At 70.9% G+C, this 24,087-nt stretch carries 19 protein-coding genes; 8 read left to right on the top strand and 11 right to left on the bottom strand.

Annotated features, from left to right (window positions below):
• Nucleotides 1-14: 14 nt before the first annotated feature.
• On the bottom strand, nucleotides 15-1,202 hold the full coding sequence (locus IEY95_RS13635) for an amidohydrolase family protein (RefSeq protein ID WP_189186252.1): 1,188 nt from the start codon (nucleotides 1,200-1,202) through the stop codon (nucleotides 15-17).
• A 145-nt stretch (nucleotides 1,203-1,347) separates the two neighbouring features.
• Between IEY95_RS13635 and IEY95_RS13630 the strand changes: the two genes are divergently transcribed.
• Nucleotides 1,348-2,880 (top strand): class I adenylate-forming enzyme family protein, encoded by a 1,533-nt coding sequence (locus IEY95_RS13630; RefSeq protein ID WP_189186251.1) that lies wholly within the window; start codon nucleotides 1,348-1,350, stop codon nucleotides 2,878-2,880.
• A 27-nt stretch (nucleotides 2,881-2,907) separates the two neighbouring features.
• Here IEY95_RS13630 and IEY95_RS13625 read toward each other — a convergent pair whose 3' ends face one another.
• On the bottom strand, nucleotides 2,908-3,420 hold the full coding sequence (locus tag IEY95_RS13625) for an EF-hand domain-containing protein (RefSeq protein WP_189186250.1): 513 nt from the start codon (nucleotides 3,418-3,420) through the stop codon (nucleotides 2,908-2,910).
• Between the two features lie 176 nt (nucleotides 3,421-3,596).
• Entirely contained in the window at nucleotides 3,597-3,959 is a 363-nt protein-coding gene (locus IEY95_RS13620) for an STAS domain-containing protein (RefSeq protein WP_189186249.1), read from the bottom strand.
• A 380-nt stretch (nucleotides 3,960-4,339) separates the two neighbouring features.
• Between IEY95_RS13620 and IEY95_RS13615 the strand changes: the two genes are divergently transcribed.
• Together IEY95_RS13615 and IEY95_RS13610 are read left to right on the top strand one after the other, a co-directional pair.
• Nucleotides 4,340-4,921: a sigma-70 family RNA polymerase sigma factor gene (locus tag IEY95_RS13615; RefSeq protein WP_189186248.1), complete on the top strand. Its 582-nt coding sequence runs from the start codon at nucleotides 4,340-4,342 to the stop codon at nucleotides 4,919-4,921.
• A 20-nt stretch (nucleotides 4,922-4,941) separates the two neighbouring features.
• On the top strand, nucleotides 4,942-6,420 hold the full coding sequence (locus IEY95_RS13610) for a maleylpyruvate isomerase N-terminal domain-containing protein (protein WP_229702874.1): 1,479 nt from the start codon (nucleotides 4,942-4,944) through the stop codon (nucleotides 6,418-6,420).
• Between the two features lie 313 nt (nucleotides 6,421-6,733).
• Here the strand turns inward: IEY95_RS13610 and IEY95_RS13605 are convergent, their stop codons facing one another.
• The 3 genes from IEY95_RS13605 to IEY95_RS13595 form a co-directional block, all read right to left on the bottom strand.
• On the bottom strand, nucleotides 6,734-8,701 hold the full coding sequence (locus IEY95_RS13605; RefSeq protein ID WP_189186247.1) for a multicopper oxidase family protein: 1,968 nt from the start codon (nucleotides 8,699-8,701) through the stop codon (nucleotides 6,734-6,736).
• Nucleotides 8,702-8,957: 256 nt separating this feature from the next.
• A complete protein-coding gene (purU, locus tag IEY95_RS13600; protein ID WP_189186246.1) occupies nucleotides 8,958-9,842 on the bottom strand; it encodes a formyltetrahydrofolate deformylase in 885 nt (294 codons plus the stop codon).
• A 117-nt stretch (nucleotides 9,843-9,959) separates the two neighbouring features.
• Complete coding sequence (locus IEY95_RS13595) at nucleotides 9,960-10,460, bottom strand: SCO4402 family protein (RefSeq protein WP_189186245.1); 501 nt, start codon at nucleotides 10,458-10,460, stop codon at nucleotides 9,960-9,962.
• Between the two features lie 117 nt (nucleotides 10,461-10,577).
• On the opposite strand from IEY95_RS13595, the gene IEY95_RS13590 reads away from it, so the two are divergent.
• Nucleotides 10,578-11,876: an ABC transporter substrate-binding protein gene (locus tag IEY95_RS13590; protein WP_189186244.1), complete on the top strand. Its 1,299-nt coding sequence runs from the start codon at nucleotides 10,578-10,580 to the stop codon at nucleotides 11,874-11,876.
• A 44-nt stretch (nucleotides 11,877-11,920) separates the two neighbouring features.
• Here the strand turns inward: IEY95_RS13590 and IEY95_RS13585 are convergent, their stop codons facing one another.
• Together IEY95_RS13585 and IEY95_RS13580 are read right to left on the bottom strand one after the other, a co-directional pair.
• Nucleotides 11,921-13,666: a hypothetical protein gene (locus IEY95_RS13585; protein ID WP_189186243.1), complete on the bottom strand. Its 1,746-nt coding sequence runs from the start codon at nucleotides 13,664-13,666 to the stop codon at nucleotides 11,921-11,923.
• A 250-nt stretch (nucleotides 13,667-13,916) separates the two neighbouring features.
• Complete coding sequence (locus IEY95_RS13580) at nucleotides 13,917-15,302, bottom strand: NsdA family TPR-like regulatory protein (RefSeq protein WP_189186242.1); 1,386 nt, start codon at nucleotides 15,300-15,302, stop codon at nucleotides 13,917-13,919.
• A 306-nt stretch (nucleotides 15,303-15,608) separates the two neighbouring features.
• Here IEY95_RS13580 and IEY95_RS13575 point away from each other — a divergent pair, with 306 nt between their 5' ends.
• From IEY95_RS13575 to IEY95_RS13565, 3 genes are all read left to right on the top strand, one after another.
• Entirely contained in the window at nucleotides 15,609-16,262 is a 654-nt protein-coding gene (locus IEY95_RS13575; RefSeq protein WP_189186241.1) for a bifunctional DNA primase/polymerase, read from the top strand.
• A 115-nt stretch (nucleotides 16,263-16,377) separates the two neighbouring features.
• Nucleotides 16,378-17,172 carry an ABC transporter ATP-binding protein gene (locus IEY95_RS13570; protein ID WP_189186240.1) on the top strand — a complete coding sequence of 265 codons (795 nt, stop codon included), beginning with the start codon at nucleotides 16,378-16,380 and terminating at the stop codon, nucleotides 17,170-17,172.
• Nucleotides 17,169-18,782: a transporter gene (locus tag IEY95_RS13565; protein ID WP_189186239.1), complete on the top strand. Its 1,614-nt coding sequence runs from the start codon at nucleotides 17,169-17,171 to the stop codon at nucleotides 18,780-18,782. Before IEY95_RS13570 ends, IEY95_RS13565 begins: the two co-directional genes overlap by 4 nt.
• 214 nt (nucleotides 18,783-18,996) lie before the next feature.
• Here IEY95_RS13565 and IEY95_RS13560 read toward each other — a convergent pair whose 3' ends face one another.
• A complete protein-coding gene (locus IEY95_RS13560) occupies nucleotides 18,997-19,878 on the bottom strand; it encodes an alpha/beta fold hydrolase (RefSeq protein WP_189186238.1) in 882 nt (293 codons plus the stop codon).
• A gap of 787 nt (nucleotides 19,879-20,665) precedes the next feature.
• Nucleotides 20,666-21,358, bottom strand: a complete 693-nt coding sequence (locus IEY95_RS13555; protein WP_189186237.1) for an iron-dependent transcriptional repressor DtxR — start codon at nucleotides 21,356-21,358, stop codon at nucleotides 20,666-20,668.
• A 296-nt stretch (nucleotides 21,359-21,654) separates the two neighbouring features.
• Between IEY95_RS13555 and IEY95_RS13550 the strand changes: the two genes are divergently transcribed.
• A complete protein-coding gene (locus IEY95_RS13550) occupies nucleotides 21,655-22,410 on the top strand; it encodes an SIS domain-containing protein (protein ID WP_189186236.1) in 756 nt (251 codons plus the stop codon).
• Between the two features lie 203 nt (nucleotides 22,411-22,613).
• On the opposite strand, the gene IEY95_RS13545 is transcribed toward IEY95_RS13550, so the two are convergent.
• Complete coding sequence (locus IEY95_RS13545; RefSeq protein WP_189186235.1) at nucleotides 22,614-23,996, bottom strand: PAS domain-containing protein; 1,383 nt, start codon at nucleotides 23,994-23,996, stop codon at nucleotides 22,614-22,616.
• Nucleotides 23,997-24,087: the final 91 nt, after the last annotated feature.

Here is a 24,087-nt window from a genome sequence, read left to right as displayed (position 1 = left end):
CAGGCCCCTGTCCACTAGAGGTCCAGTTCCAGCATCCGGATCGCGTTGCCGCGCATCAGCTTGTGGATCGTCTCGTCGTCGAGGCCCTTCACATGGTCGAGGGCGACCTCCTTGGTGTGCGGGAAGGTCGAGTCGACGTGCGGGTAGTCGGTTTCGAAGGTCGCGTTGTCGCGCCCCACCACGTCCAGGGACGCGACGCCGTGCTTGTCGCGGAAGAAGCAGCAGAAGATCTGCCGGTAGTAGTACGTCGACGGGGGTTCGGGGATCAGGTCGCGGACCCCGCCCCAGGCGCGGTGCTCCTGCCAGACGTCGTCGGCGCGCTCCAGGGCGTACGGGATCCAGCCCATCTGCCCCTCGGAGTAGGCGAGTTTGAGGCGCGGAAACTTCACGAGGACCCCGCTGAACAGGAAGTCCATCATCGAGGCCATCGCGTTGTTGAAGGACAGCGACGCCTGGACGGCGGGGGGCGCGTCCGGGGAGGCGGCGGGCATCTGGCTGCTGCTCCCGATGTGCATGTTCACGACCGTGCCCGTCTCCTGGCAGATCGCGAAGAAGGGGTCCCAGTAGCCGGAGTGGATGGAAGGCAGTCCCAGGTAGGTGGGGATCTCCGAGAAGGTCACGGCCTTCACGCCACGGGCCGCGTTGCGCCGGATCTCGGCGACCGCGAGGTCGATGTCCCACAGCGGGATCAGGCACAGCGGGATCAGCCGGCCACCGCTGTCGCCACACCACTCCTCGACCATCCAGTCGTTGTACGCGCGCACGCAGGCCAGGGCCACTTCCTTGTCGTGCGCCTCGGCGAACGTCTGCCCGCAGAAGCGGGGGAAGGTGGGGAAGCAGAGGCTGGCCTCGACATGGTTGAGGTCCATGTCCCTGAGGCGCTCGGCGGGGTCCCAGCAGCCGCGTCGCATCTCCGCGCGCGTGATGCCCTCCAGGGTCATCTCGTCGCGGTCGAAGCCCACGGCTGCGATGTTGCGCTTGTACGGGAACTTGAGGTCCTCGTAGATCCACCAGTCGGTCGGCGGCCCCTCCGGGTCCATCGTGATCTGGTACTTGCCGCCGACGTAGGCGAGTTCGCCGATTCCGGCGGTGAGGGGCTGCGGCCCGCGCTCGCGGTACTTCTGCGGCAGCCAGGTCTCGAAGAGGTGCGCGGGCTCGATCACATGGTCGTCGACGCTGATGATGCGGGGCAGTTCGGTCATGGTTCCCCTCCGCCTGGCGTACGTTTCTGATGACCCGTCAGATTCATCTGCACAAGCAGGCTAGCCCCGCACCTATGGACCGACAAGGCAGCGAGCCCTACGCTCTGCCCACGATCTGACAGTCCGTCAGTTACAGGGGGTCGAAGTGAACGACACCGCACACACCCTGAGTTTCGCGCGCACGCTCTGGGAACTGGTCGCGCGCCGCGCCGACCTCACCCCCGACCGACCCGTCCTCCTCCAGGACGACCGCTCCCTGAGCTTCGGCGCACTGCGCGACCGCGCCGAACGGGTCGCGGCGGGCCTGTACGACATGGGCGTACGACCCGGCACGGTGGTCGCCTGGCAGCTGCCCACCCGGATCGAGACCGCGCTGCTGTCCTTCGCGCTGGCCCGCCTCGGCGCCGTGCAGTCCCCGGTGATCCCCTTCTACCGCGACCGCGAGGTCGGCTTCGCGCTACGGGAGTCCAAGGCGGAGTACTTCGCCGTACCGGGCGAGTGGCGCGGCTTCGACCACACGGCGATGGCGCGTCGGCTCGGCGCGAGGGGCGTGTTCGAGGCGTACGACACGCTGCCGGACGGCGATCCCGCCGTGCTCCCCGCTCCGCCCGCCGACGGCACCTCCGTCCGCTGGATCTACTGGACCTCGGGGACCACCTCCGACCCCAAGGGCGTACTGCACACGGACCGTTCGCTGATCGCGGGCGGCTCGTGCCTGGCGCACGCGCTGCACCTGACGGCCGACGACGTGGGCTCGATGGCCTTCCCGTACGCGCACATCGCCGGGCCCGACTACACGGTGATGCTGCTGCTGTACGGCTTCCCGGCGGTGATGTTCGAGCACTTCGCGCTGCCGGCCGCCCTGGAGGGCTATCGCAAGCACGCGGTGACGGTGGCGGGCGGCTCGACGGCCTTCTACTCGATGTTCCTCGCCGAACAGCGCAAGCAGCCGGGCGAGCCGGTCATCGCGACTCTGCGGCTCCTGGCGGGTGGCGGGGCGCCGAAGCCGCCGGAGGTCTACCACTGCGTCGTACGGGAGATGGGTGTGCAGCTCACCCACGGGTACGGGATGACCGAGGTCCCGATGATCACGATGGGGTCGCCGGACGACACGGTCGAGAACCTGGCGACGACGGAGGGCAGGCCCCCGGAAGGCATGAGCATACGGATCGTGGACGCGGACGGGGCGTCGCAGCCGTACGGCGTCGACGGCGAAGTACGGCTGCGCGGGGAGGCCGTCTGTCAGGGGTACCTGGATCCGGCGCAGACGGCGGAGGCCTTCGACGTGGACGGGTTCCTGATCACGGGGGACGTCGGGCATCTGACGGAGAGCGGGCACCTCGTCCTCACCGGCCGCCTGAAGGACATCATCATCCGCAAGGGCGAGAACATCTCGGCCAAGGAGATCGAAGACCTGCTGCACCGGCACCCGGACGTCGGGGATGCGGCCGTGATCGGACTGCCCGACGCCGAGCGCGGGGAGCGGGTCTGCGCGGTGGTCGAACAGCCGCCGGGGAGCGATGAGTTGACCCTGTCGGCGATCACGTCGTATCTGCGCGCCGAAGGGCTGTCCGTGCACAAGCTGCCGGAGCAGCTGGAGGTGGTGGACGCCCTTCCGCGGAACGACACCCTGCGCAAGGTGCTCAAGTACCGGCTCAGGGAGCGCTATTCACAGTGATTCACTCGGGCACCGTGAAGTAGTGATTCACTCGGGCACCGTGAAGTAGCGGGCGAACGCGCTCACGATCTCCGCCTCGCCGATCCGGCCGTCGGAGTCCGTATCGAGGGCGGCGGCCGCGACGGCGGCGATCTCGTCGCGCACACCGAGGGCCCTCAGGACACGCTCGGTCTCCTCGACCGTGGCCGCGCCGTCCCCGTCGGTGTCCGCGACGGCGAGGGCGGCATGCAGGAAGGGGCGGGCGATCTCGGCGAACCGCTCGGGGTTGTCGCGCAGCCGCTTCACCGCGCCGCTCACGAACTCCTCGCGGGTGATCCGCTGATCGCCGTCCCGGTCCGCTATCCCGGCCATGCCCTGCCAGAACGCCTCGGCGCCGACATACAGGGCCTGCCCCTTGTCCGACCGGGCCGTCGTACCGAACTCGGCGAGGACCGCCTTGGTCGCGGCGTTGAAGTCCTCCCGGTCGATGTAGCCATTGCCGTCCTGGTCGAAGCCGGCGAACCGCGCGGCAATCCTGCGCTCGTACTCGGTGTTGACCATGGTGTGTTCGGACCGCCTCACATCTCAGCCGGTCTCTCCGCCGGACTGGGGGTTCATCTGGCACGGAGCGTACGACGCCGCGGCCGTCGCGGGAGCGGGAAAACGACGGTTGTACCAAGACTGCGGGAATTCTGGGACAACTGTGTGGCGATGTGTCGCGGGGCGTGTGGGAGACGTCACGCCGAGAGGGGGCTCGACTCGTCGGCGACGGCCGTGGGGACGTCCGGGTACACGTCGAAGAGGCGGCGGACGCCGAGGGCCGCGAGGACACGATTGACGTGGGAGCCGTCGAGCGCGCCCTGGGCGGGCAGGATCAGCCGCAGCCGACCCTGGCACGAGCGGATGAGCCGACGGGTGGCGATGAGCACGCCGACACCGCTGGAATCGCAGAAGAGGACCTCGGAGAGGTCGAGGACGAGGCTGTGGCGTCCGTCGGCCACCGCGTCATGCACTCGCTGGCGCAGCACCGGGGACGTCACGAGATCCAGCTCGCCCGACACCCGCAGCACGGCCCACCCGCCCTCTTCGCCGTCGGTCATTTTGAGCGTCACCGCTACGCCTCTCGCTCGCCTCACCCACCGGAAACGGAAGCAGTCCCTACGCTTCCCTCCAGCGCGGCTGCCCCGCCGTCGTTCCATGAAACACCGGTCCGCGAACGAAGAAACGTCGGTCCACGGTCGAAATTGTGTAGCGAGCGATCTGTTTCGGACTCGTACGGTCTGATTCGATCGGATTCGATGGGGAAGACGATGGGCTTCTACCATCTACGGCCTGTCCGGGGGCGCGCAATGACGTAAAGGGGCGTGCGCTGTCAGACGTGCCGACTACATTCGAGGCAGTAGTGCGCACAGGCTGTACAGCACCACAGAGGCCGAGCACAGGGACAGGCGCCGGGCACGACCAGGGGTGAGGGGGCCGCATGGCGAAGAAGGACGCACCGCCCCGCTGGGACCGCAGGATGCAGCAGCGGCTCGCACGCGGAGAGGCGGCCGCGCTCGGTGAGCTCTACGACCGGTTCGCGTCGCTCGTGCACGGCCTCGCCCACCGCGTGCTCGGGGACGAGCGGGCCGCCGACGGCATCACCCGCGAGGTGTTCGCCCACATCTGGGAGAACGCCGACGCCTACGACCCCAAGCAGGGCCCGATGCGTTCCTGGGTCGCCACGCTGACCCACCGCCTCGCCGTACAGCGGCTGCGCGCGACCGAGACCGCCGCGCTCGCCCGTGGCGGTCACGGCACCACCGAGGAGCTGGAACGGAAGGTGCGCAGCGCGTCCGTCGCCGCCCGTGCGGACTACATCGTCACGTCCATGCCCGCCCCGCTGCGCGCCGCCCTGGAGCTCGCCTACTTCCAGCGCCGTGACTACCGTCAGGCCGCCGCCGACCTCGGCGTCACCGAGGACGAGGCCCGCCGCCGGCTCCGCCTCGGCCTCCAGCTCCTGTCCACCGCCCACGACGCCGGCCCCGCCGGCGCACCGCCCGAATACGGGGGTGCGCGGTGAACGGAGGAGCGGACCGGTTCGTGGCGCTCGGAGAGCGCGACGGGTATGAGGAGCAGGGGCATGAAGGGTACGAGGAGGACGGGTACGAAGAGGACGGGTACGAGAAGGACGGGTACGAGAAGGACGGTGCGTACGAGGGGCAGGCGGGCGCCGGGGATGGCGGCGTAGAGCCGGAGGAGGTCTCGGCCGACGGAGGCGAAGGGTCCCAGGGACCTGGAGGTCCCCAGGGACCCCGGGGACCGGAGGGGCCGGGCGGGTCCGACCAGGGCAACGGTGAGGAGCCGGGGAAGCCGCCGCGGATACCGCCGCCGCGTTCCTCCGTAGAGGACACCGGGCGGCCTCTGCCCGAGCCGGCCGCCGCTCCGGCGCCGACGCCGACGCCGCTCGTCCTCGAACACCGGGTGCTGAAGTCACTGCTCGGCGCGTGGGCGCTGGCCGCCTGCTCGGCCGAGGAGACCGCGGCCGTCGAGGAGCACCTCGGGGACTGCGGGTCCTGCGCGGACGAGGCGCTGCGGCTGCGCGGGGCGGTCGGGCTGCTGCACCCGCCCGAGAGCCTCGACCTCGACCCGACGCTGCGCACCCGGGTGCTGGAGGGCTGCCTCGACCGGCGCCCGCCCAGGATTCCGGTTCCCGAGTGGGCGGCTCCGTACGACGCGGAGACCGCACGTCTCGACGCCCTGCTGCAGGACATAGGCGGTGCCGAGTGGCACGCGCCCGTGCGGCTGCGCTGGTTCGACGGCGCCACGCCCGTGAGCCGTCGTACGACGGTCGCGGGAGTCATCGCGCATCTGCTCAGCGTCGACGGGCTGGTCGCCCTCGCGCTGGGCCTGGATGACCCGCTCGGCCCGACCGGCCCGGCCTCCGAGGACCCGACCCCCGAGGGGCGCACCGAGGCGTACTGGCGCGGCTCGCACTTCCCGCCCACCCGGTCCGTGCGCGGGCCCTGGCGGGAGCAGAGCCACAACCTGGTGCGTACGGTGTCGTTCGCGGGTGGCGGTTCCGGCCGGCTGACCGTGCCGTACGGCGGCTTCGAACTGCCGCTGCGCGACTCGATGCTGGACCGGGCCTTCGAGTGCTGGGTCCACGCAGGGGACATCGCGGACGCGGTGGACTATCCCTACGAGCCGCCGGCGCCGCGGCATCTCCACCGGATGATCGACCTCGCGGCGCGGATGCTGCCGGGGTCGCTGGCCGCCCGCCGACGAGCTGGGCTCTCCACCGCGCCGACCCGGCACCTTGTGGCGGCGGGCGCGCCGGGACGGAGCCTGCGGCTCGAGATCGAGGGTTCCGGGGGCGGCGACTGGCTGATCCCGCTCGACTCCCCCGGTACGGCGGGCTCCGCCGATCGCGAGGTGGCGCACGTCGCGCTGGACGGGGTGGAGTTCTGCCGACTGGCGGCCGGGCATGTGTCGCCCGAGGAGGCGGCCGCCGGGCAGGACGGGGACCGCGAGGCGATCAGCGAGGTGCTGTTCGCGGCGGCGTCGTTGAGCCGGATGTAGGTTCTCGCTCCCGCGCCCCCTGACGCTTCCCGCACCGGCGTCGCGGACCGGCCGGCGTGGCCGACCGCTGCGGCAGATCCGTGAGCACACGGTGCGGACGGGTGGGCGGCAGATCCGTGAGCGCACGGTGCGGACGGGTGGGCGACAGATCCGTGAGCACACGGTGCGGCCGGGTGGGCGACTTGATCAGGCAGACGGTGGCAGACAGGCAGCACGTCGAAGCTCCGGGCGGTGCAGGCGACTTGAGCGGTCGCCCGCACCAACCAGAGTTCGTCGCGTACGGACCGGGCCAACCGGACGTCGCCTCACCCGCTCACGGTTTTGGATCCGTGCTCCTGCCCGGATGCCGCCCGGCGCCGTGTCCTGCGGCCTGACCGAGATCGCGCTGGTCATGGGCGACGCCAGTCCCGTAAGGGGTGTCGGCCCGGACGATCGTCCAGGGGCGCATCAGGTCGTCGTCTTCGTGTTCGAGAAGGTGGCAGTGGTGGATGTACGTCGCCGGGAGCTTGGCGCCGCTGCCCGGAATCGACGCGATCTCATCCGTCGGCGGGATGAACTCCTGGATGATGATCCTGGTCACCATCTGCGCGGGGGCCTTGACCGTGTCCTTGTAGGACAGCGCTTCGTCCGGGTCCGGCGGGATCGGTGGGCCGGTGAAGTAGTTGGCCAGCACCGGGTAGTCCTCCGGTTTGCGGCCACCGTAGACCCACTTGTCGTATTGCTTCTGGTAGGCGGCCGCGTCGATCGGCTGCCTGTTCAACACCTGGAAGTTGACGAGGTGGACATGCATCGGGTGGGCGTCGTGGTTGGGATTGATGTACTCCCAGATCTCGGTCGAGCCCTCTTTGATGAAGTCCTGGGACGGCTCCATGAACGGCATCGCGTTGAACGTCATCGTCCTGAAGAGCTGGTGCTGGTACACGACCCATTCCCGCCGGCGGGTGTGCGGTTTCGGCTTGATGGGCGGGACCGCCTGCAGCTTGAGCTTCTCGGGCGGCGTCGACCTGTCCCCACCTCCGGACGGTGGCTTGGTGACCTTGAATCGCATGATGTCCGCGATTTCCGGTCCGCAGCCGGGGATGCCGGGGGAGTGAACCTGCGTTCCCGGGTAGTTCGTCAATGTGACGTGCTTGTTCACGGGAATCTTGCTGAAGTCGACGATCAGGTCGTACCGCTCGGCCGGACCGATCAGGAAGTCCAGCATCTGCAACGGAGCGCGGAAGCCGCCGTCCGTGCCGATCAGCCAGAACGGCAGCTGGGGCTGGAGAAGTACGTCTCTGGGAACGTCGAACCTCAGCCGCCAGAAGCGCTCGTTCGAAGCGTTGAGAATGCGCAGGCGGTAGCGTCGCTGTTCGACCTCCAGGAAAGGATATGCCTTCCCGTTGACGACCGGGGTGTCCTCGCCTTCCCTGTTGGTCATGGTGTAGGCGAGCGAGCCGTCCGCGTTGAAGGTCCGGTCCTGCAGGATGAGGGGGACCTCGAATTCGCCTCGCGGCAGACCGAGCCGCTCGTCGGCGGGGTCACGAACGAAGTAGAGGCCGGCGAGGCCCGCATAGACGTTGATGGCGCTCATCCCCATGGCGTGATCGTGATACCAGAGCATGCACGAATGGTCATGGTTGGTGTAGCCGTAGATCGCTTCGTTGGGCTTGGCCCGGCCCGGGTCCAGGGTGGTGTAGCCCTCGGCATGGAAGCCCTCCGGACTGAACGACTGCATCGGCAGGCCGTCGGACTGTGGTGCTGTGTAACCGCCGTGCTGGTGCACGACGTTCCACACGTCGATGTCCGCGGGAAAGGGCTGGACGGACTTGTAGGGAGGCGGAGGGATCGGGGTCAGCTCCGGGTCCGGCTTGCGAATCAGGTCGATCACGTGCTGGAACATGTGGGTGGTCGGCAGCTCGTTGCGCCACTTGACGACCGTCGGGTGGTCCCTGGTCGTGTTCAAGGTCGGCCCGAGATAGCCCATGCCGATCGGCTTGTGGGGATCGTTCGGGTTCGCGGCCCAGTAACCCCACACCGGTGAGGGCCCGAGATCTCGGTGGAACTGCCACGTGCCCTGACGCATCGTGAACTCGTAGTAGTCGGCGCCCGGATAGACGGAACGATCCGGGATGGCCGCCATCGGCCTGGGCAGCGGGTCGACGAACCTCTTCAGCGGAGGGGTGTTCGGCGTCCCTGCCGGGTCCTCACACCCTGCCGGCGGGTGCGCCGTCGCCGCATACGTCCGCGCTCCCAGAACACCCTGTGGAAGCATGGCCGCAGCCCCCAGGCCACCGGCCATGAGGAATTTCCTTCGCTCAATCATCGTCTCCAGCCTTCCCTCGCCTCACGTAACGCCCAAGGGATACAGGGCTGGTTCGGAACACTGCCGCTCGCGACGCCGCGGAGATCCATCAGAAACCCCCTAGTGGCGGCAGCCACTGACGGGATCGACCGACCCGCGTGTGCGGGTCCGGGGCGGCAGGCGGCCAAGGGCAGCGGGGCGGCAGGCAGGCAGTCAAGCGGGGCAGCGGGGGCGAAACGCACCCCGCACCCTCCTACGCGAACACCACCGTGCGGCGGCCGTTCAGCAGGATGCGACGCTCCGCGTGCCACTTCACCGCCCGCGCCAGCGCCTGGCACTCCACGTCGCGCCCGATGGCGACCAGCTGATCGGGAGTCACATCGTGAGCGACCCGCTCGACCTCCTGCTCGATGATCGGCCCCTCGTCGAGGTCGGCCGTCACATAGTGCGCGGTGGCGCCGATGAGTTTCACACCCCGGGCGTGCGCCTGGTGATACGGCTTCGCGCCCTTGAAGCTCGGCAGGAAGGAGTGGTGGATGTTGATGATCCGGCCGCTGAGCTGCTTGCACAGGTCGTCCGACAGCACCTGCATATAGCGGGCGAGGACGACGAGTTCGACGTTCTCGCCGCGAACCAGCTCCAACAGCTGCGCCTCGGCCTCCGCCTTCGTCTCCTTCGTCACCGGGATGTGGTGGAAGGGGATGTCGTACGAAGCCACGAGCTCGGCGAAATCGGTGTGATTGGAGACCACGGCGGCGATCTCGACCGGCAGCGCGCCGATCCGCGCGCGGAAGAGCAGGTCGTTCAGACAGTGGCCGAACTTGCTGACCATGAGGACGACCCGCATCCGGTCCTCGACCCGGTGGATCTGCCAGTCCATGCGGAAGGAGTCACCGACCGCCGCGAAGCTCGCGCGCAGCTTCTCCACGGTCACCGGCGCCTCCGCCGAGAAGTGGACCCGCATGAAGAACAGTCCCGTGTCGTGGTCGCCGAACTGCTGACTGTCCTCGATGTTGCAGCCGGTCATGAAGAGGTAGCTCGACACGGCGTGCACGATGCCCGGCTTGTCCGGGCACGAGATGGTCAGGACGTACTGCTCGGCGGCGGGCGCGGCCCCGCGGACGGACTCCTCATTCATGCAGGACAGGGTCCCATACCAGGCGCGCGGGGCGGGCGACCGTCCCGCCACGCGGACGCCCTGGGGGCTCGCCCGAGAGCCGCCACGCGGACGCCCTCGGCGATCACCCGAGAGCCGCTACGCCGACCGCGTCAGGATCCGCAGTACTTCGAGCGTCCGCGGCGGAGCGTCGGGATCCTCCCCGTCGCTCGCCGCCAGGCGCACGTGTGCGTCACGGGCGGCGCGGACGGCCTCCGGCCAGGCCTGGTGGTCCAGGTATGCGGAGACGGGCGCGTCGGGCCCGACCTGGTGCATGATCCGCAGGACGCGCAGCACGGCGGTGTCGACGAGGGCCGCCTCCTGGGAGTCCCGGAAGATCGTGCCGACGTACTTCTCGGCGGACCAGTTGTCCAGCCAGGTGTCCTCGACCAGGCGGTACACGGCGTCGGTGACGTCCCCGTACCCGTCGACACCGGCGAGCCAGACGTCACGTTGGAAGGCGGGGTCGGAGAGCATGTGCAGCGCGGAGCGCACATTGCTGCGCCAGCGCCACCACGGCATGTCGTTCAGTGGCATGCCGCCCATGGTGGATGAGCGACGGCCGCGACGGGAAGAGTTCTCCGAACCTTGCACGGTCACCGATCGTACGTTCCCTGTGAAAAACAGATCATCCACCCCCGCAATTCACCTCTACGTCACCCATCGTTGACCGCGGGTCACTCCTGGGTTGGCGATGTGACGGAATCGTGCTTGTCCATGACCGGCAGGCGACGCACTCGCACCAGCTCACCCATCCTCCCCCGGCCCGTCAAGGCCACGTTGCTGTCCGCGGGCGCGCTGGCCGCGTGTGCGTCGATCGCCGTCGGATGCGGGGTCGTCCCTGGTGCCACGGGGGGCTCCGGGGGCGACCCCGTCACCGTCATGACCTGGGCGCCCGAGAAGACGGCCGCGACGAACAAACCCGGCATGCCCGCGATGGCCAAGGCGTACGCCCGCTGGGTCAACAGCCACGGCGGCATCAACGGTCACAAGCTCAAGGTCCTCACCTGCAACGACCACAACGACTTCGTGGACGCCGCGAAGTGTGCCCAGCGCGCGGTCGACGAGAACGTCGTCGCGGTCGTCGGCTCCTACAGCCAGCACGGCCGGACATTCCTCGCCCCGCTGGAAAGCGCCGGCATCCCCTACATCGGCGGCTACGGCGTCACCGACGACGAGTTCACCAGCCCGCTCTCCTACCCCGTGAACGGTGGCGAACCCGCGCTGCTGGCCGGCCTCGGCGAACAGCTCGGAAAGGACTGCGGCCCGGTCGCGCTCGTCCGCCCCGACACCACCGCGGGCGACGAGCTCCCCGGCCTGCTCAACTCCGGCCTGAAGTCGGAGGGCCACACGTCCGCCGCGGACCAGCGGGCCGCCGACGACGCGACCGAATACTCGCGGCAGACCCAGCAGGCGCTCGAGCGCGCGACCAGCGACCCGCTCAAGCGGGGCTGTGTGGTGCCCGCGCTCGGCGACCGCACCGACACCTTCATGGACTCCTTCCGGCGCGACCGCGAGGACTACGCGAAGGTGCGCACGGGCACCGTCCTCGGCAGCATCGACCAGTCGGTGATCGACGCCACCGGCGGCAAGTCGAGCCCGTACGAGGGCTCGGACGTCACCGGCTGGTACCCGAACTCGAACGACCCGCGCTGGGACGCGATGCGCAAGGTGATCAAGGAGCAGGCCTTCGGCGACAACCGGATCGACCCCGCGGACGCCGGAGTGCAGACCACCTGGATCGCGTACACCGTGCTGAAGGCGGCCATCGAATCGCTCGGCGCCGACGAGGTGTCCGCGCACGCGATCCGGCGCACCCTCGACGACGGCCTCAAGGTGACCACGGGCGGGCTCACCCCGACGCTCAGCTGGCGCTTCGAGGACCTGATTGCCGCCGTCGACTTCCCGCGCCTGGTCAACGCCGACGTGACCTTCCAGGTCGTACGCCAGGGTCAGCTGGTGTCGGCACGGCGCGGGTTCGTCAATGTGTCGAAGACCCTGGAGAACGCGGACTGAGGGACGCCGGGCTTCTCGGAGTGCCCGAGGAGCCCGGCGACGGTTCAGAGCTGGGTCCGCGACCGCTGCGTCAGTCCGTACTTGGAGGCGATGGCGTTCCAGAGCTTGGCGGCCTTCTCCTTCTCCGTGGACGCCGTGCCGCTGGCCTGGTCGCCGGCCTGACGCTGCGGGGTGGTGCGGGCGTGGCCCTTCCTGCAGCCCTTCCTGCCGTCGACCTGGTCGGCCCAGGCCGCGTAGTGGTTGTCGGCCGACGCGGAGGCCTTCCAGCCGTTGGTGAGCGCGGTGGTCAGCTGGGCGTGATTGGGCAGCTTGTCGACGGGAAGGGCGGCGAGCCGGGTGACCAGTTCGCCGCGCTGCTTGGCCGCGTCACGTAGGTCACTGGCCGCCTTGCCCAGGTTGTCGCACGTCTTCACGTCCGCCACGGCGTTGATCACCGAGTCGCGGCTGCTGCTGCTGTCCGCCAGGAGCTTGTCCAGCTCGACGGCCTGCGCCTTGGCCGGGTCGGCGGCCGGCGAGGCCGCAGTGGTGGGGGCCGTGGCCGACACGGTCTTGCTGCCGTCGCTCTTGCTGTCGGACCCGTCGCCGCCGCTGAGCAGCGCTCCGGCGCCGATGCCGAGAACAGCGATACCGATACCGACGGCCGCGATCAGCGGGACGCGCGAGCCGCTGCGGCCACCGCGTCCGCCGCCACCGTCGCCGTCGGACCCACCGCCACGCCGTGCGGCGGCCCGGCCTCCCGGCGCGCCGGGGGCGTGCGCCCCGTAGGGAGCCTGAGCACCGTACGCGGCTTGCGCACCGCCGTACGGGTCCTGCGCCGACGGGTCGAAGCGCGGCATCTGCTGCGTCGAGGCGGGCCCTTCCGGCTCGCTGCGGAACAGGCTGTCGAACTCCGCGGGGGGCTGCCGGTCCTCCGGCCCGCCCGGGCGTATGCCGTACGGCGCCGCACTCGGCTGCGCGGGCACGGGGGCGATGAACTGCGTGGCCTCGGCGTCCGGGTGCGCCACGGCGGGCAGCGGCCCGGCTCCGGGGCCGCCCTGCGGCGCCTGCCCGAGGAACTGCGTCGCGTCGGCGGGCACCTCGGGCGGCAGCGCACCCGGGCCGACCAGCGGGATGTACTGGGTGGCGCCCTCATCGGCCGGGGCGGGGACGGGCGGTATGAACTGCGTCGCACCGTCATCGGCGGCCGGCGGCAGCGGCGCGGGCGGCAGGGAGGGCGAGGAACCGGAGGTTCCATACGCGTCCGGCGCCTGAGGAAGAGCGTTCCCGGGGTCCGAGGGGTGCGCGGCCTGCTGGCCCTGCCGGCCCTGGGCCGCGTACCCGCCGTATCCGGCGCCCGCGTGCGCGCCCTGCGCCTCCGGCGCGAAACCGCCCTGCGCGCCGTACGACGGCGCCTGGGCGCCCTCGGGCGGCAGCGGACCGGCACCGGGCGCCGGCTGCGGCGCGAAGCTCTGCTGCTGATAGTCGCCCGCGCCCGGCTGCTGCTGCGCCGCCCAGCCCTGGGAGGCCTCGGGGGTGCCCCAGTCCGGGGCGGGAGCGGTGGACTGGGGCTGCTCGGCGGCCCCCCACGGCTGGGCCCCGTTCACCTGCGCTCCCCAGCCCTGGTCGGGCTGCGGGGCGGGGGCGGCCGGCTGCTCAGGGCCCCACGGCTGGCCCCAGGCCTGGCCGCCGGCCGGGCTCGTACGGTCGCCTGTTGTACCCGGCAGCAGCGGCTCGCCGCCGTCGGAGGGCAGCACGATGCCTTCGCGCGCGGGCTGCGCCGAGGGCTCATCGCCCTGTCCACTCTGCGTCACCGGGACTCCTACTAATGGGGGACCTTCGGAATCGTCGGCTCACGCTACCGGGTCCCGACAACCAGGTGCCACGCAGCACAGGACGTGACCTCCGCCCCCTGTGACAGGGGTAACAAAAACGTCCCCCGGGGCGCTGTATATGCCTCCTCCCCCTCCCGGCGCCCGCGTTTGCCCGGCGTTCACACCTGCGCGTGTCGTATGTTCACGCCCGCGCGCGGACCTTCTTCCACGCCCTCTCGCACCCGTGCGCTCAGGCGGCCGCCTGCAACTCCATGCGCGCCCCGAACTCCCGCACCACCGGCTCGTCCCGGTACGGCTCCAGCCGCTGCTGGAAGTCGTCGAGGTACTCGGCGCCCCGGTTGGAGCGGAGGGTGCCCAGCAGCTCCACCGCGCGCAGGCCCGTGTGGCAGGCCTGTTCCACCTCGCGCTGCTGGACCTGCGCCGTGGCGAGCAGCACGAAACCGATCGCCCGGCGGCGGGCCCGCGACTCGGGGTGCCCGGCGAGGGACTCCTCCGCGCACCGTGCGGCGGCCTCCGACTGGCCCAGGTCCCGGTGGCAGTGCGCCAACTCGTCGGCCAGATAGGCCTCGTCGAAGTGCGCGATCCACGTCGGGTCATCCCCGGACGCCGGGTCGGCCGACTCCAGGGCGGTGACGGCGCGCCCGGACGCCACCTGGGCGGCACGCGCGTCGCCCAGCAGCGCGTGCCCGCGCGCCTCCGCGGCGTAGAACATCGACTCCGCACGCGGTGTCACCCGCCCGCGCGCCCCCTCCTGCGCCGCGCGCGCCAACTGCGCGATCTCGCGCGGGTTGCCGAGCTGGGCCGCCAGGTGGCTCATCGACGCGGCCAGCACGTATCCGCCGTACCCGCGGTCCCCGGCCGCCTGCGCGAGCCGCAGCGCCTGGATGTAGTACCGCTGGGCGAGCCCCGGCTGGCCGGTGTCGATGGCCATGTAGCCGGCGAGTTCCGTCAGTCGCGAGACCGCGGCGAACAGTTCGCGCCCGACCGCCTCCCGGTAGGAGCCCGCGAGCAGCCCGGAGACCACGCTGTTGAGGTAGTGCACGACGACCGGGCGCACATGGCCGCTGCCGTACTGGTGGTCCAGGTCGACCAGCGCCTGGGTCATCGCGCGGACCGCCGCCACGTCCGAGAGCCCGACGCGCGGACCCGCCGAGCGCGCCACCTGGGAGTCCGGCGCGGAGATCAGCCAGTCGCGGCTCGGCTCGACGAGCGCGGAGGCGGCGACGGAGGAGCCGGAGAGGAAGTCCCTGCGGCCTACGTCGCTGCGCCACAGCTCGCAGACCTGCTCGATGGCCCCCAGCACGGTCGGCGAGAACTGGAGACCGACGCCGGACGCGAGGTTCTTGCCGTTGGCCATCCCGATCTCGTCGATCGTGACCGTACGGCCCAGCTTGCGGCCGAGCGCCTCGGCGATGATCGCCGGAGCCCGTCCGCGTGGCTGCTGCCCACGCAGCCAGCGCGCCACGGACGTCTTGTCGTAGCGCAGATCGAGACCGTGCTCCGCGCCGCACATGTTGACCCGGCGAGCCAGCCCGGCGTTCGAGCAGCCCGCTTCCTGAATGAGCGCCTGCAACCGTTCGTTCGGCTGCCTGGCGACGAGAGGCCTTGCGGCCATGGCGTACCCCCTGTGGCTGCGGTGCCTGCCCACGCACCGAGTTGACGTGTCTTCACCGGCCGACCGCACCGAAAGAAGTTGGCCATGAAGATCAATGCCCCGCCGACATACCGAAAATGCGAGACATATGAGGATTGCCGGGGTAAAGGCGGCTGCCCGACCCCTCCCCTGGTTACCCACACCCCGCTGCCGTTGCGCATGCGCGCCCCCACACGTGCATCCATGCGCCCCACGTACGGAATTGATGCTCCTCCCCCGCGCGCGTGTCCCCCGTAACCCGAGGTGGACCCGGGAGTTGAGTTCAGCGTGGAAAAGACCATCGCAGGCACCGAGACCGCACAGATCCCCAAGCAGCGCGGCGAACCGCTGCAGGAAACCGCCGTGCGCTATGCCGAGGAGCGCCACTGGGACGTGTTCCCGGGCACCTGGCTGGAAGCCGTCGACGGGGTGCAGCACTGCTCCTGCGGCGAGCCCGCGTGCGCCGCGCCCGGCGCGCATCCAGCGCGCGAGGACTGGGTGACGCAGGCGACAGGCAGTGCGACCGTCGCGCGGCGGATGTGGTCGAAGCAGCCGGCGGCGTCGATTCTGCTGCCCACGGGTCGGACGTTCGATGCGATCGATGTGCCCGAGACGGCCGGGTTCCTCGCTCTTGCCCGGATGGAGCGGATGGAGCTGACCCTCGGTCCGGTGACCTGCACGCCGGACGGCCGCATGCATTTCTTCGTGCTGCCGGGCGCCGCCACGAAGGTTCCCGATCTGGTACGGAAGTTGGGGTGGCCGCCGGCCGCCCTCGATCTGGTCGCCCTCGGGGAGGGGGCGTATGTGGCGGCGCCCCCCACGCGGTACGGGTCCCGGGGCGCCGTTCAGTGGGCCTGCCGGCCGACGCCCGCGAATCGCTGGCTTCCGGACGCGGAGGAGTTGATCTCACCGCTCGCCTATGCGTGCGGGCGGGATCGGTAGCCGCAGCGGTCCGTCCTGCCCGGCCCGGTCCTTTGGGGGGGCGCGGTGGGTCCGTGGTTGCTCACACGGTTCCCCGCGCCCCTGAAAGCAGGGCGCTCCCCCTTAGGGTGCTTGCATGACCGAGGGAGCTGGGGAAGCTGTGCCCGCCGTACGTGTGCGCGGGCTGTGGAAGCGGTTCGGGGAGCAGGTCGCCGTCGCCGGGATCGATCTGGAGCTGCCCGCGGGCCGGTTCATCGGGCTCGTCGGTCCGAACGGAGCCGGGAAGACCACCACCCTCTCGATGGTGACCGGGCTGCTCAGGCCCGACCAGGGCACCGTCGAGGTCGTCGGCCACGACGTGTGGCGCGACCCGGTGCAGGTGAAGGCCCGCATCGGCGTGCTGCCCGAGGGACTGCGGCTCTTCGAGCGGCTCTCCGGGCGCGAACTCCTCGCTTACACCGGCCGGTTGCGCGGTCTGCACGGCGCCGAGGTCGACAAGCGCGCCACCCAGCTCCTCGACGTCCTCGACCTCGCGGGCGCCCAGCACAAACTCGTCGTCGACTACTCCACCGGCATGCGCAAGAAGATCGGCCTGGCCTGCGCCCTCCTCCACAACCCCGAAGTCCTCTTCCTCGACGAGCCGTTCGAGGGTGTCGACCCGGTCTCCGCGCAGACCATCCGCGGCGTCCTGGAGCGGTACACCGGTTCGGGCGCCACGGTCGTCTTCTCCTCCCACGTGATGGAGCTGGTCGAGTCGCTGTGCGACTGGGTCGCCGTCATGGCCGCGGGGCGCATCCGCGCACACGGTCCGCTCGCGGAGGTGCGCGGCGGCGCGCCCTCCCTCCAGCAGGCCTTCCTCGAGCTGGTCGGCGCGCACGGCCGCACCGCCGGGGCCGATCTCGACTGGCTGGGCGGTGGGGCCGCGCGATGAGCAGCAACGCCGGTGTCTCCGCCGTGTCGATCACCCCCGTGGTCGTACGGCTGAAGCTGTCGCTCCTGCGCAACGGGTTGCGGCAGTCCGCCGGACGGCGGGCCGCGTACGTCACCTCCGTCGTCCTCGTCCTGCTCTTCGCCGCCCTCCAGCTGCTCGGCCTGATCGCGCTGCGCGGCAACGCGCACGCCACCGCCGTCGCCGTGCTGCTCGTCGCGGTCCTGGCGCTCGGCTGGGCCGTGATGCCGCTGTTCTTCCCCAGCGGCGACGAGACGCTCGACCCCACGCGGCTGGTGATGCTGCCGCTGCGCCCGCGTCCGCTCGTACGGGCGCTGCTCGCGGCCTCGCTGGTCGGCATCGGGCCGGTCTTCACCCTGTGCCTGCTCATCGGTTCCGTGATCTCCGTGGCACACGGCGCGGCGGCGTACGTCACCGCCGTGGTCGCCGTCGTCGTGGCCCTGCTCGTCTGCGTGGCCCTCGCACGGGCCGTCGCGGCCGCCAACATCCGGCTGCTGTCCAGCCGCAAGGGCCGCGATCTGGCGGTGCTCAGCGGCCTGGTGATCGCGATCGGCGCACAACTGGTCAACTTCGGCGCGCAGCGGCTCGGTTCGGCGGGCGGCCTGTCGAAGCTCGACCCCGTGGCGGACGTACTGCGGTGGCTGCCGCCCGCCTCGGCGATCGGTGCGGTGGACTCGGTCAGCGAGGGGTCGTACGGAGTGGGCATCGCCCAACTCGTCCTCGCTGTGGCCACGTTGGTCGGTCTGCTGGCGCTGTGGTCCCGTCATCTGACCCGGCTGATGACCTCGCCTGACGGGTCCACCGTGCAGGCGGCCGAGCCCGCCGCGCGGGAGCGGGGCTCCTCGGGGCTCGGCCGGCTGCTGCCCTCGGGCCGCACCGGCACGGTCATGGAGCGCAGCCTGCGCTATGTGTGGCGCGACCCGAAGACCAAGGCGGCGTGGGTGACATCGCTGGCCATCGGCCTGATCGTGCCGGTCTTCAACGCGCTCCAGGGCACCGGCTCGATCTACTTCGCGTGCTTCGCGGCGGGGATGCTCGGGATCCAGATGTACAACCAGTTCGGGCAGGACACGTCCGCGTTCTGGATCGTCGCGATGACGATCTCGTCCACCCGGGACGCATACGTCGAACTCCGTGGGCGCGCGCTGGCACTCCTGGTGATCACCCTGCCGTACGCGACCCTCGTGACCGTCCTGACGACCGCGATGCTCGGCGACTGGCCCAAGCTGCCCGAGGTGCTCGGCCTCTCCTTCGCGCTGCTCGGCGCGATGCTGGCCACCGGCGCGTGGTCCTCGGCCCGCTTCCCGTACTCGATCCCCCAGGAGGGCTACAAGAACGTCGCCCCCGGCCAGACCGGCCTCGCCTGGATCTCCATCTTCGGCGGCATGGTCTCAGCGGCCCTGCTCGCCGCCCCCGTCATCGCTCTCACCATCTGGGGGAACGTCACGGCGGACGGCGACGAGTGGACCTGGCTGCTGCTGCCACTGGGCGCCGGGTACGGGGCCCTGATCACGGTGCTGGGGCTACGGCTGGCGGCGCCGCGGACGGCACGACGGCTGCCGGAGATCCTGGCGGCGGTCAGCAAAGGGTGAGGTCGCGTCACCGCGGGCAATCGCGCCGCTGGGCGGCACCGCTGCCCCGCTCACCCCGCGGGCAGTCATGCCGCTGGAGCGGCACCCGTCCTGCAGAGGGTGGCACCCCGTGAGCGCGGGCTCACCGTCCCACCCCCTACGGCGCCTCCGGCGCCGGGCTTCGCGGGTACCCCCTACGACAACCCCCGAGCACCGGACCCCCCACAAGCAGCGCTCAGCTCCCCGTAAGGACCCCGTCCAGAAACGGCTCGATCGCCGCGCGCCAGGCCTCCGGCTGGTCGTAGTGCACAAGGTGCCCCGCATCGGCCACCTCCGCATACTGCCCGTTCGGCAGCACCCGGACCATCTCCTGCGACTCGGCCCGCCCCAGCTCCCCGTCCAGCCCTCGCACGACGAGCGCGGGGCACCGCACCTGGGCGAGCTCCTCCCAGTGCGCGTCGTACACCCAGGTCTGCCGGGACTTGAGCATCTGCTCGGTCTCGAAGACCGGACGCCATCCGTCCGCAGACTCGTGCATCACCTCGGCGTAGAACTCCCCCCGGGACGGATTCGGCCGCTCCACCCAGGGATCGTCCTCACCGAACCACTTCCGTACGTCGGCGATCGTGGCGAAGGGCACCGGCCAGGCCTTGAACCAGTCCTCCCACTCGCGCTGCGACGCGGCCCCTAACGCCGACGCCCGCATGTCGCAGATGATCAGTCCGTGCACGAGATCGGGTCGCTTCGCGGCGAGCTGCCAGGCGGTCAGCGCACCCATGGCATGGCCGATGAGAACGGCGGGAGCGAGGCCGAGCTGCTCGAGTGCGGCCTCGGCGTCCTCGACGTACGCCTCGCGGGTGTACTCCGCCTCCGGCGGCTTGTCGCTCTGGCCGTGGCCGCGCTGGTCGACGGCGATGGCACGATGTCGCTCGGAGAGCCAGCGGGCGGTGGACGCCCAGTGCGAGGCGCGGCCCATCAGGCCGTGCAGTAACAGGACTCCGGGGGCTCCCGAGGCCGCCTCGCCGGTCCTGGAGGGATCCGCCTTCGGAGGATCGGCGAACTCCCACGCAGCGAGGCGTACGCCGCCTGCTCCCGTCACGTCGATGCGACGCACCATCGGTAATGGCACCCCCCTAGCTCGCTCGGACCGGCTCGCTCCCGCTCGAACCGGCCGGTCCACTCGTACCGCTTCCTACCGCTGTCGTACCGCTGCTCCTGCTACTGGTGCTGCTCTACGTGTACCCCTTCTGCACCGCCACGTTATCGAATGAGGTTTCGAAAATGGCCTTCCTGGCGGCAACACCCCTCATTCGAGTGACCATGATCGGGGATTGACCGCCGCCGCCGAGGGGAGATCTTCAGCGGGAGGCGGACCGCTCGGGGATACCGGTCCGAGGGGAATGACCCTGAGAGCTCGGGGCTCCGGGTCAGCACAGGGGAGGACAGGCCCCGGCGCCGGATGGCGCCGGGGCCCTCTCCACATCTACGGCACATCCTCCCCGCCCCCTCCCCGACCGCGCACCATCGCTCTCGGACACGGTCAAGAGCCCTCAGGTCATATGCCTCACGCGACAGCCTCGCACGCAAACGGTCCCGGCGCTGCGATTCCACACACTGAATCTTGGTTTCAGTGAGGTCGCGGAATCAACACAACTTGCTCTGGCGTCGCGGGAGTTGACATGCACCCGGTCGCGTGGGCGAGCTTGCGCGGCGGGCGCTCGGAGCCGGCGTGGAAGCCGACGGCGTGCGCCCGGGTACCGATCGCGGGGACGGCGAATGCCGGCCCCCACGGCCGGCGCCCGGGAGCTGCCCCTCGCGGGTACCGGTGCCGGGTGCCGATCACACGGGGAGCGGCGCCCGGCGATGATCAGGTGCCGGCGCCCGACGACCCCTCGCCGCCGGTGCTAGCGCTTGGCGACGAATACATGGGAGGCAACGTCCGCCTCCAGCTCCGCGGCCTCGCCGCCACTGCCCACGAGGACCCCGCCCGCCGATTCGGTCACGCTCACCACGGAGCCGGGCTGCACGCCCGCCCGCCGCAGCGTGTACATCAGCTGCGCGTCCGTCTGGATCGGCTCACCGATACGCCGTACGACCACGGTCTTGCCGTCGTGCCCCGGGTCGAGCTCGGCCAGCGACACCATGCCCTCGTCCAGGAACGGGTCGGCGCCGTCCTTCTCGCCCAGCTCCTCCAGGCCCGGGATCGGATTCCCGTACGGCGACTCGGTCGGGTGGCGCAGCAGCTCGAGGACCCGCCGCTCGACGGCCTCGCTCATCACGTGCTCCCAGCGACACGCCTCGGCGTGCACCTGCTCCCACTCCAGACCGATCACGTCGACGAGCAGGCACTCCGCGAGGCGGTGCTTGCGCATGACACGCGTGGCCAGCCGCCGTCCCTCCTCGGTGAGCTCCAGGTGCCGGTCGCTGGCGACCGCCACCAGGCCGTCGCGCTCCATCCGCGCCACCGTCTGGCTGACCGTCGGGCCGCTCTGGTCGAGCCGCTCCGCGATCCGGGCGCGCATGGGGACCACGCCTTCCTCCTCCAGCTCGAGGATGGTGCGGAGATACATCTCCGTGGTGTCGATCAGTCCGGACATTCGTGCCCCTCGATTAGCTCTGCCGGAGACTCGATGGCTCACCGGCGTGTGCGCTGGCCCTGAACCCAATTCTGACGCATACCACTGACAACCGTGCCTCGCCGTGAAAACCACGCGGCTGCGAGTGCCCCTGCGGCTGTACGGGCCCGGGGCCCGGCCGGGGCGGATGTGGCGGGGCGCCCCGAGCCCAGTGTCGCCCCCGCGGGCCGTATTGACAGGGCACTGGTCCAGACCGCAACGTGATCCGCGACACGACGCCCACCCGACGCCGACGAGACTTCTAAGGGGCTTCGCCGATGAGCGACAGCATGCTGGCCGGGCAGTTCTTCGACGCCGCCATCGGCCTGCTGCAGCGGGTCCGGGACGAGGACGCCGGGGACATCGAGGCGGCCGGAACCCTGATCGCCGACACCGTCGCCGACGGCGGACGCCTCTTCGCCTTCGGCGCCGGACACTCCTCGCTCGCCGCGCAGGACATCGTCTACCGCGCCGGCGGCCTCGCCCTGATGAACCTGCTCGCCGTACCGGGTGTCGTCGGCGTCGACGTCATGCCCGCGACGCTCGGCTCCGCCCTGGAGCGCGTCGACGGCCTCGCGAGCGCCGTCCTGGACTCCAGCCCGCTCCGCTCCGGCGACGTACTTGTGATCATCTCGCTCTCCGGCCGCAACGCGCTCCCCGTCGAGATGGCCGTGAACGCCCGCGCGCTGGGGGTGAAGGTCATCGGCGTCACCTCGGTGGCGTACGCCACCGAGACGAAGTCCCGGCATGTCTCGGGGACGTATCTGAAGGACCACTGCGACATCGTCCTCGACTCGAAGATCGCGGTCGGCGACGCGGAACTCACCCTCGACGCGATCGAGGCCCCCTTCGCCCCCGCCTCCACCGTCGTCACGACGGCCCTCCTCCAGGCCGTCATGGCCACGGCCGCCGGCGCCCTCGCCCACCGTGGCATCGAGCCACCCCTCCTCCGCTCGGGCAACGTGGACGGCGGACACGAGTGGAACAGCCGCGTGATGACGGAATACGGGGACCGAATCTTCTACCGCCGCTGAGCCGCCGTCTTCCAGCGCCGCCGAGCCGCCCTTCGGTCGGCGTATCTGTGGGCAGGCGTGCTGTGAGCAGGCGTGCTGTGAGCAGGCGTGCTGTGAGCGGCGGCGGCCCGCCTGGAGCGGTCGTATGCCGTGGCCATGCGTGTCGCCGCCAGGGGCGGCACCCGCCCCACAAAGAGCCCCAGTCCCGGCCCCCGGCAACCGCGTCACCCGAGCCCCAGCACGCCCTCCAGGTCCAGCGCCATGGCGATCCGTACGGCCACGTCCTCCGCGTAGGTCGCGTCCGCCCGCTCGAACTGGCTGCGCCCCGGCCCCCGCAGGAACGTCACGACCCCCAGCGTCCGCCCCCGGCTCCGCAGCACCGCGCACAGCGCGTGCACCGAGTCCGGCGGCCACTGCCGCGCCACCGCCCAGTCACGCGCCTGCTCGGCAGCGGCGGCTCCCGCGCTGGCCCGTACGGACCCGGCGCGCTCCACGCACTGCAAGGCGGGATGTCCCTCCGCGTACCGGACCGGCAGCCCCGCCTTCCCGGTGAGCACACTCGGCCCCGGCGCGCCGGAGGGCGTGGCGGCGGCCCGTACGAGCCGCACGGGCCCCTCACCGTCCCAGGCCGAACCCCCCGCCACGCGGTCGATCAGCGCGTGGTCGGCGAAACCGGCGAGCGCGAAGTCGAGGTGGACGGTGGCGACCTCCGCCGGGTCCTCGCACTCGGCCGCAGCCCGCGCCGCCCGGTGCAGCTGATTGGCCCGGAAGCGCAGCAGCGCCGCCTCCTGCTCGGTCTGCTTGGCCTCGGTCACGTCCTGGAAGAGCCACCCGACACCCAGCGGTACGGGCTCCTCCGCGAGCGGCGAGGCGAGCCGCAGGAACCCACTGCGCCAGCACCGCCGCTTCTCGCCCTCCGCCGTCCGCACACTCACCCACATCTCGGCGGGCGCGGGCGGCGCGCCTTCCGCGAGCACATGCGTGAGCGCGCTCTCCAGCTCCTCCACGCCCTGGGAGAGCAGGTCCCCGAGAGGCCGCCCGAGCACCGAGGTACGCCCGGTGCCCAGAGCCCGCGCCGCATGCGCATTGACGACGGCAGGCCGCAGGTCGGCGTCGACGAGCACCACACCCCAGCTGGCGTCCTCGAACAACGCCTCGCTCAGCGCGATGGACCGCTCGAGATCGATCTGTGCGTGCACCTCGCTGAAGGCGCAGTACACCCCCGCGGGCTTTCCGTCCGGGCCCCGCACGGCGGCGGACTGGGTCCGTACGAGCACCCGCCCCCCGTCCTTGGTCAGCAGGGCGAACTCGTGCACCTGCCGCCCAGGGGACTGCATGACGGACAGCAGCCGCTCCTCGACCTCCTCGGCGTCCGCGGTCCGCACGGCCCACCCGGCGAACCCCTGCCGCCCCACGGCCTCGGCCGCGGTCCACCCCAGAATCCGCTCGGCCTCCCGATTCCAGTGGGTCACGACCCCCTCGGCATCGAAGGCACACAGCGCCGCGTCCATCCCGTCCAGCAGCGCGGCAAGCAGATCCGAACCATCCCGCTCGGGCTCATCCGGCCCCAGCTCATCGGTGGTCCCACTACGCCGGGAAGCACTCACCTGGACCCCCTGCAGGCTGCGTCCGCACGTACGACGCGACAGTTCGCTCACTCGTCATCATTCAACTCGAACGTGACCCAGCCCACACCTC

The organism is Streptomyces albiflavescens (genome assembly GCF_014645835.1).
GTDB classification, from domain to species: domain Bacteria; phylum Actinomycetota; class Actinomycetes; order Streptomycetales; family Streptomycetaceae; genus Streptomyces; species Streptomyces albiflavescens.
This window is presented reverse-complemented; position numbering and strand designations above follow the sequence as displayed.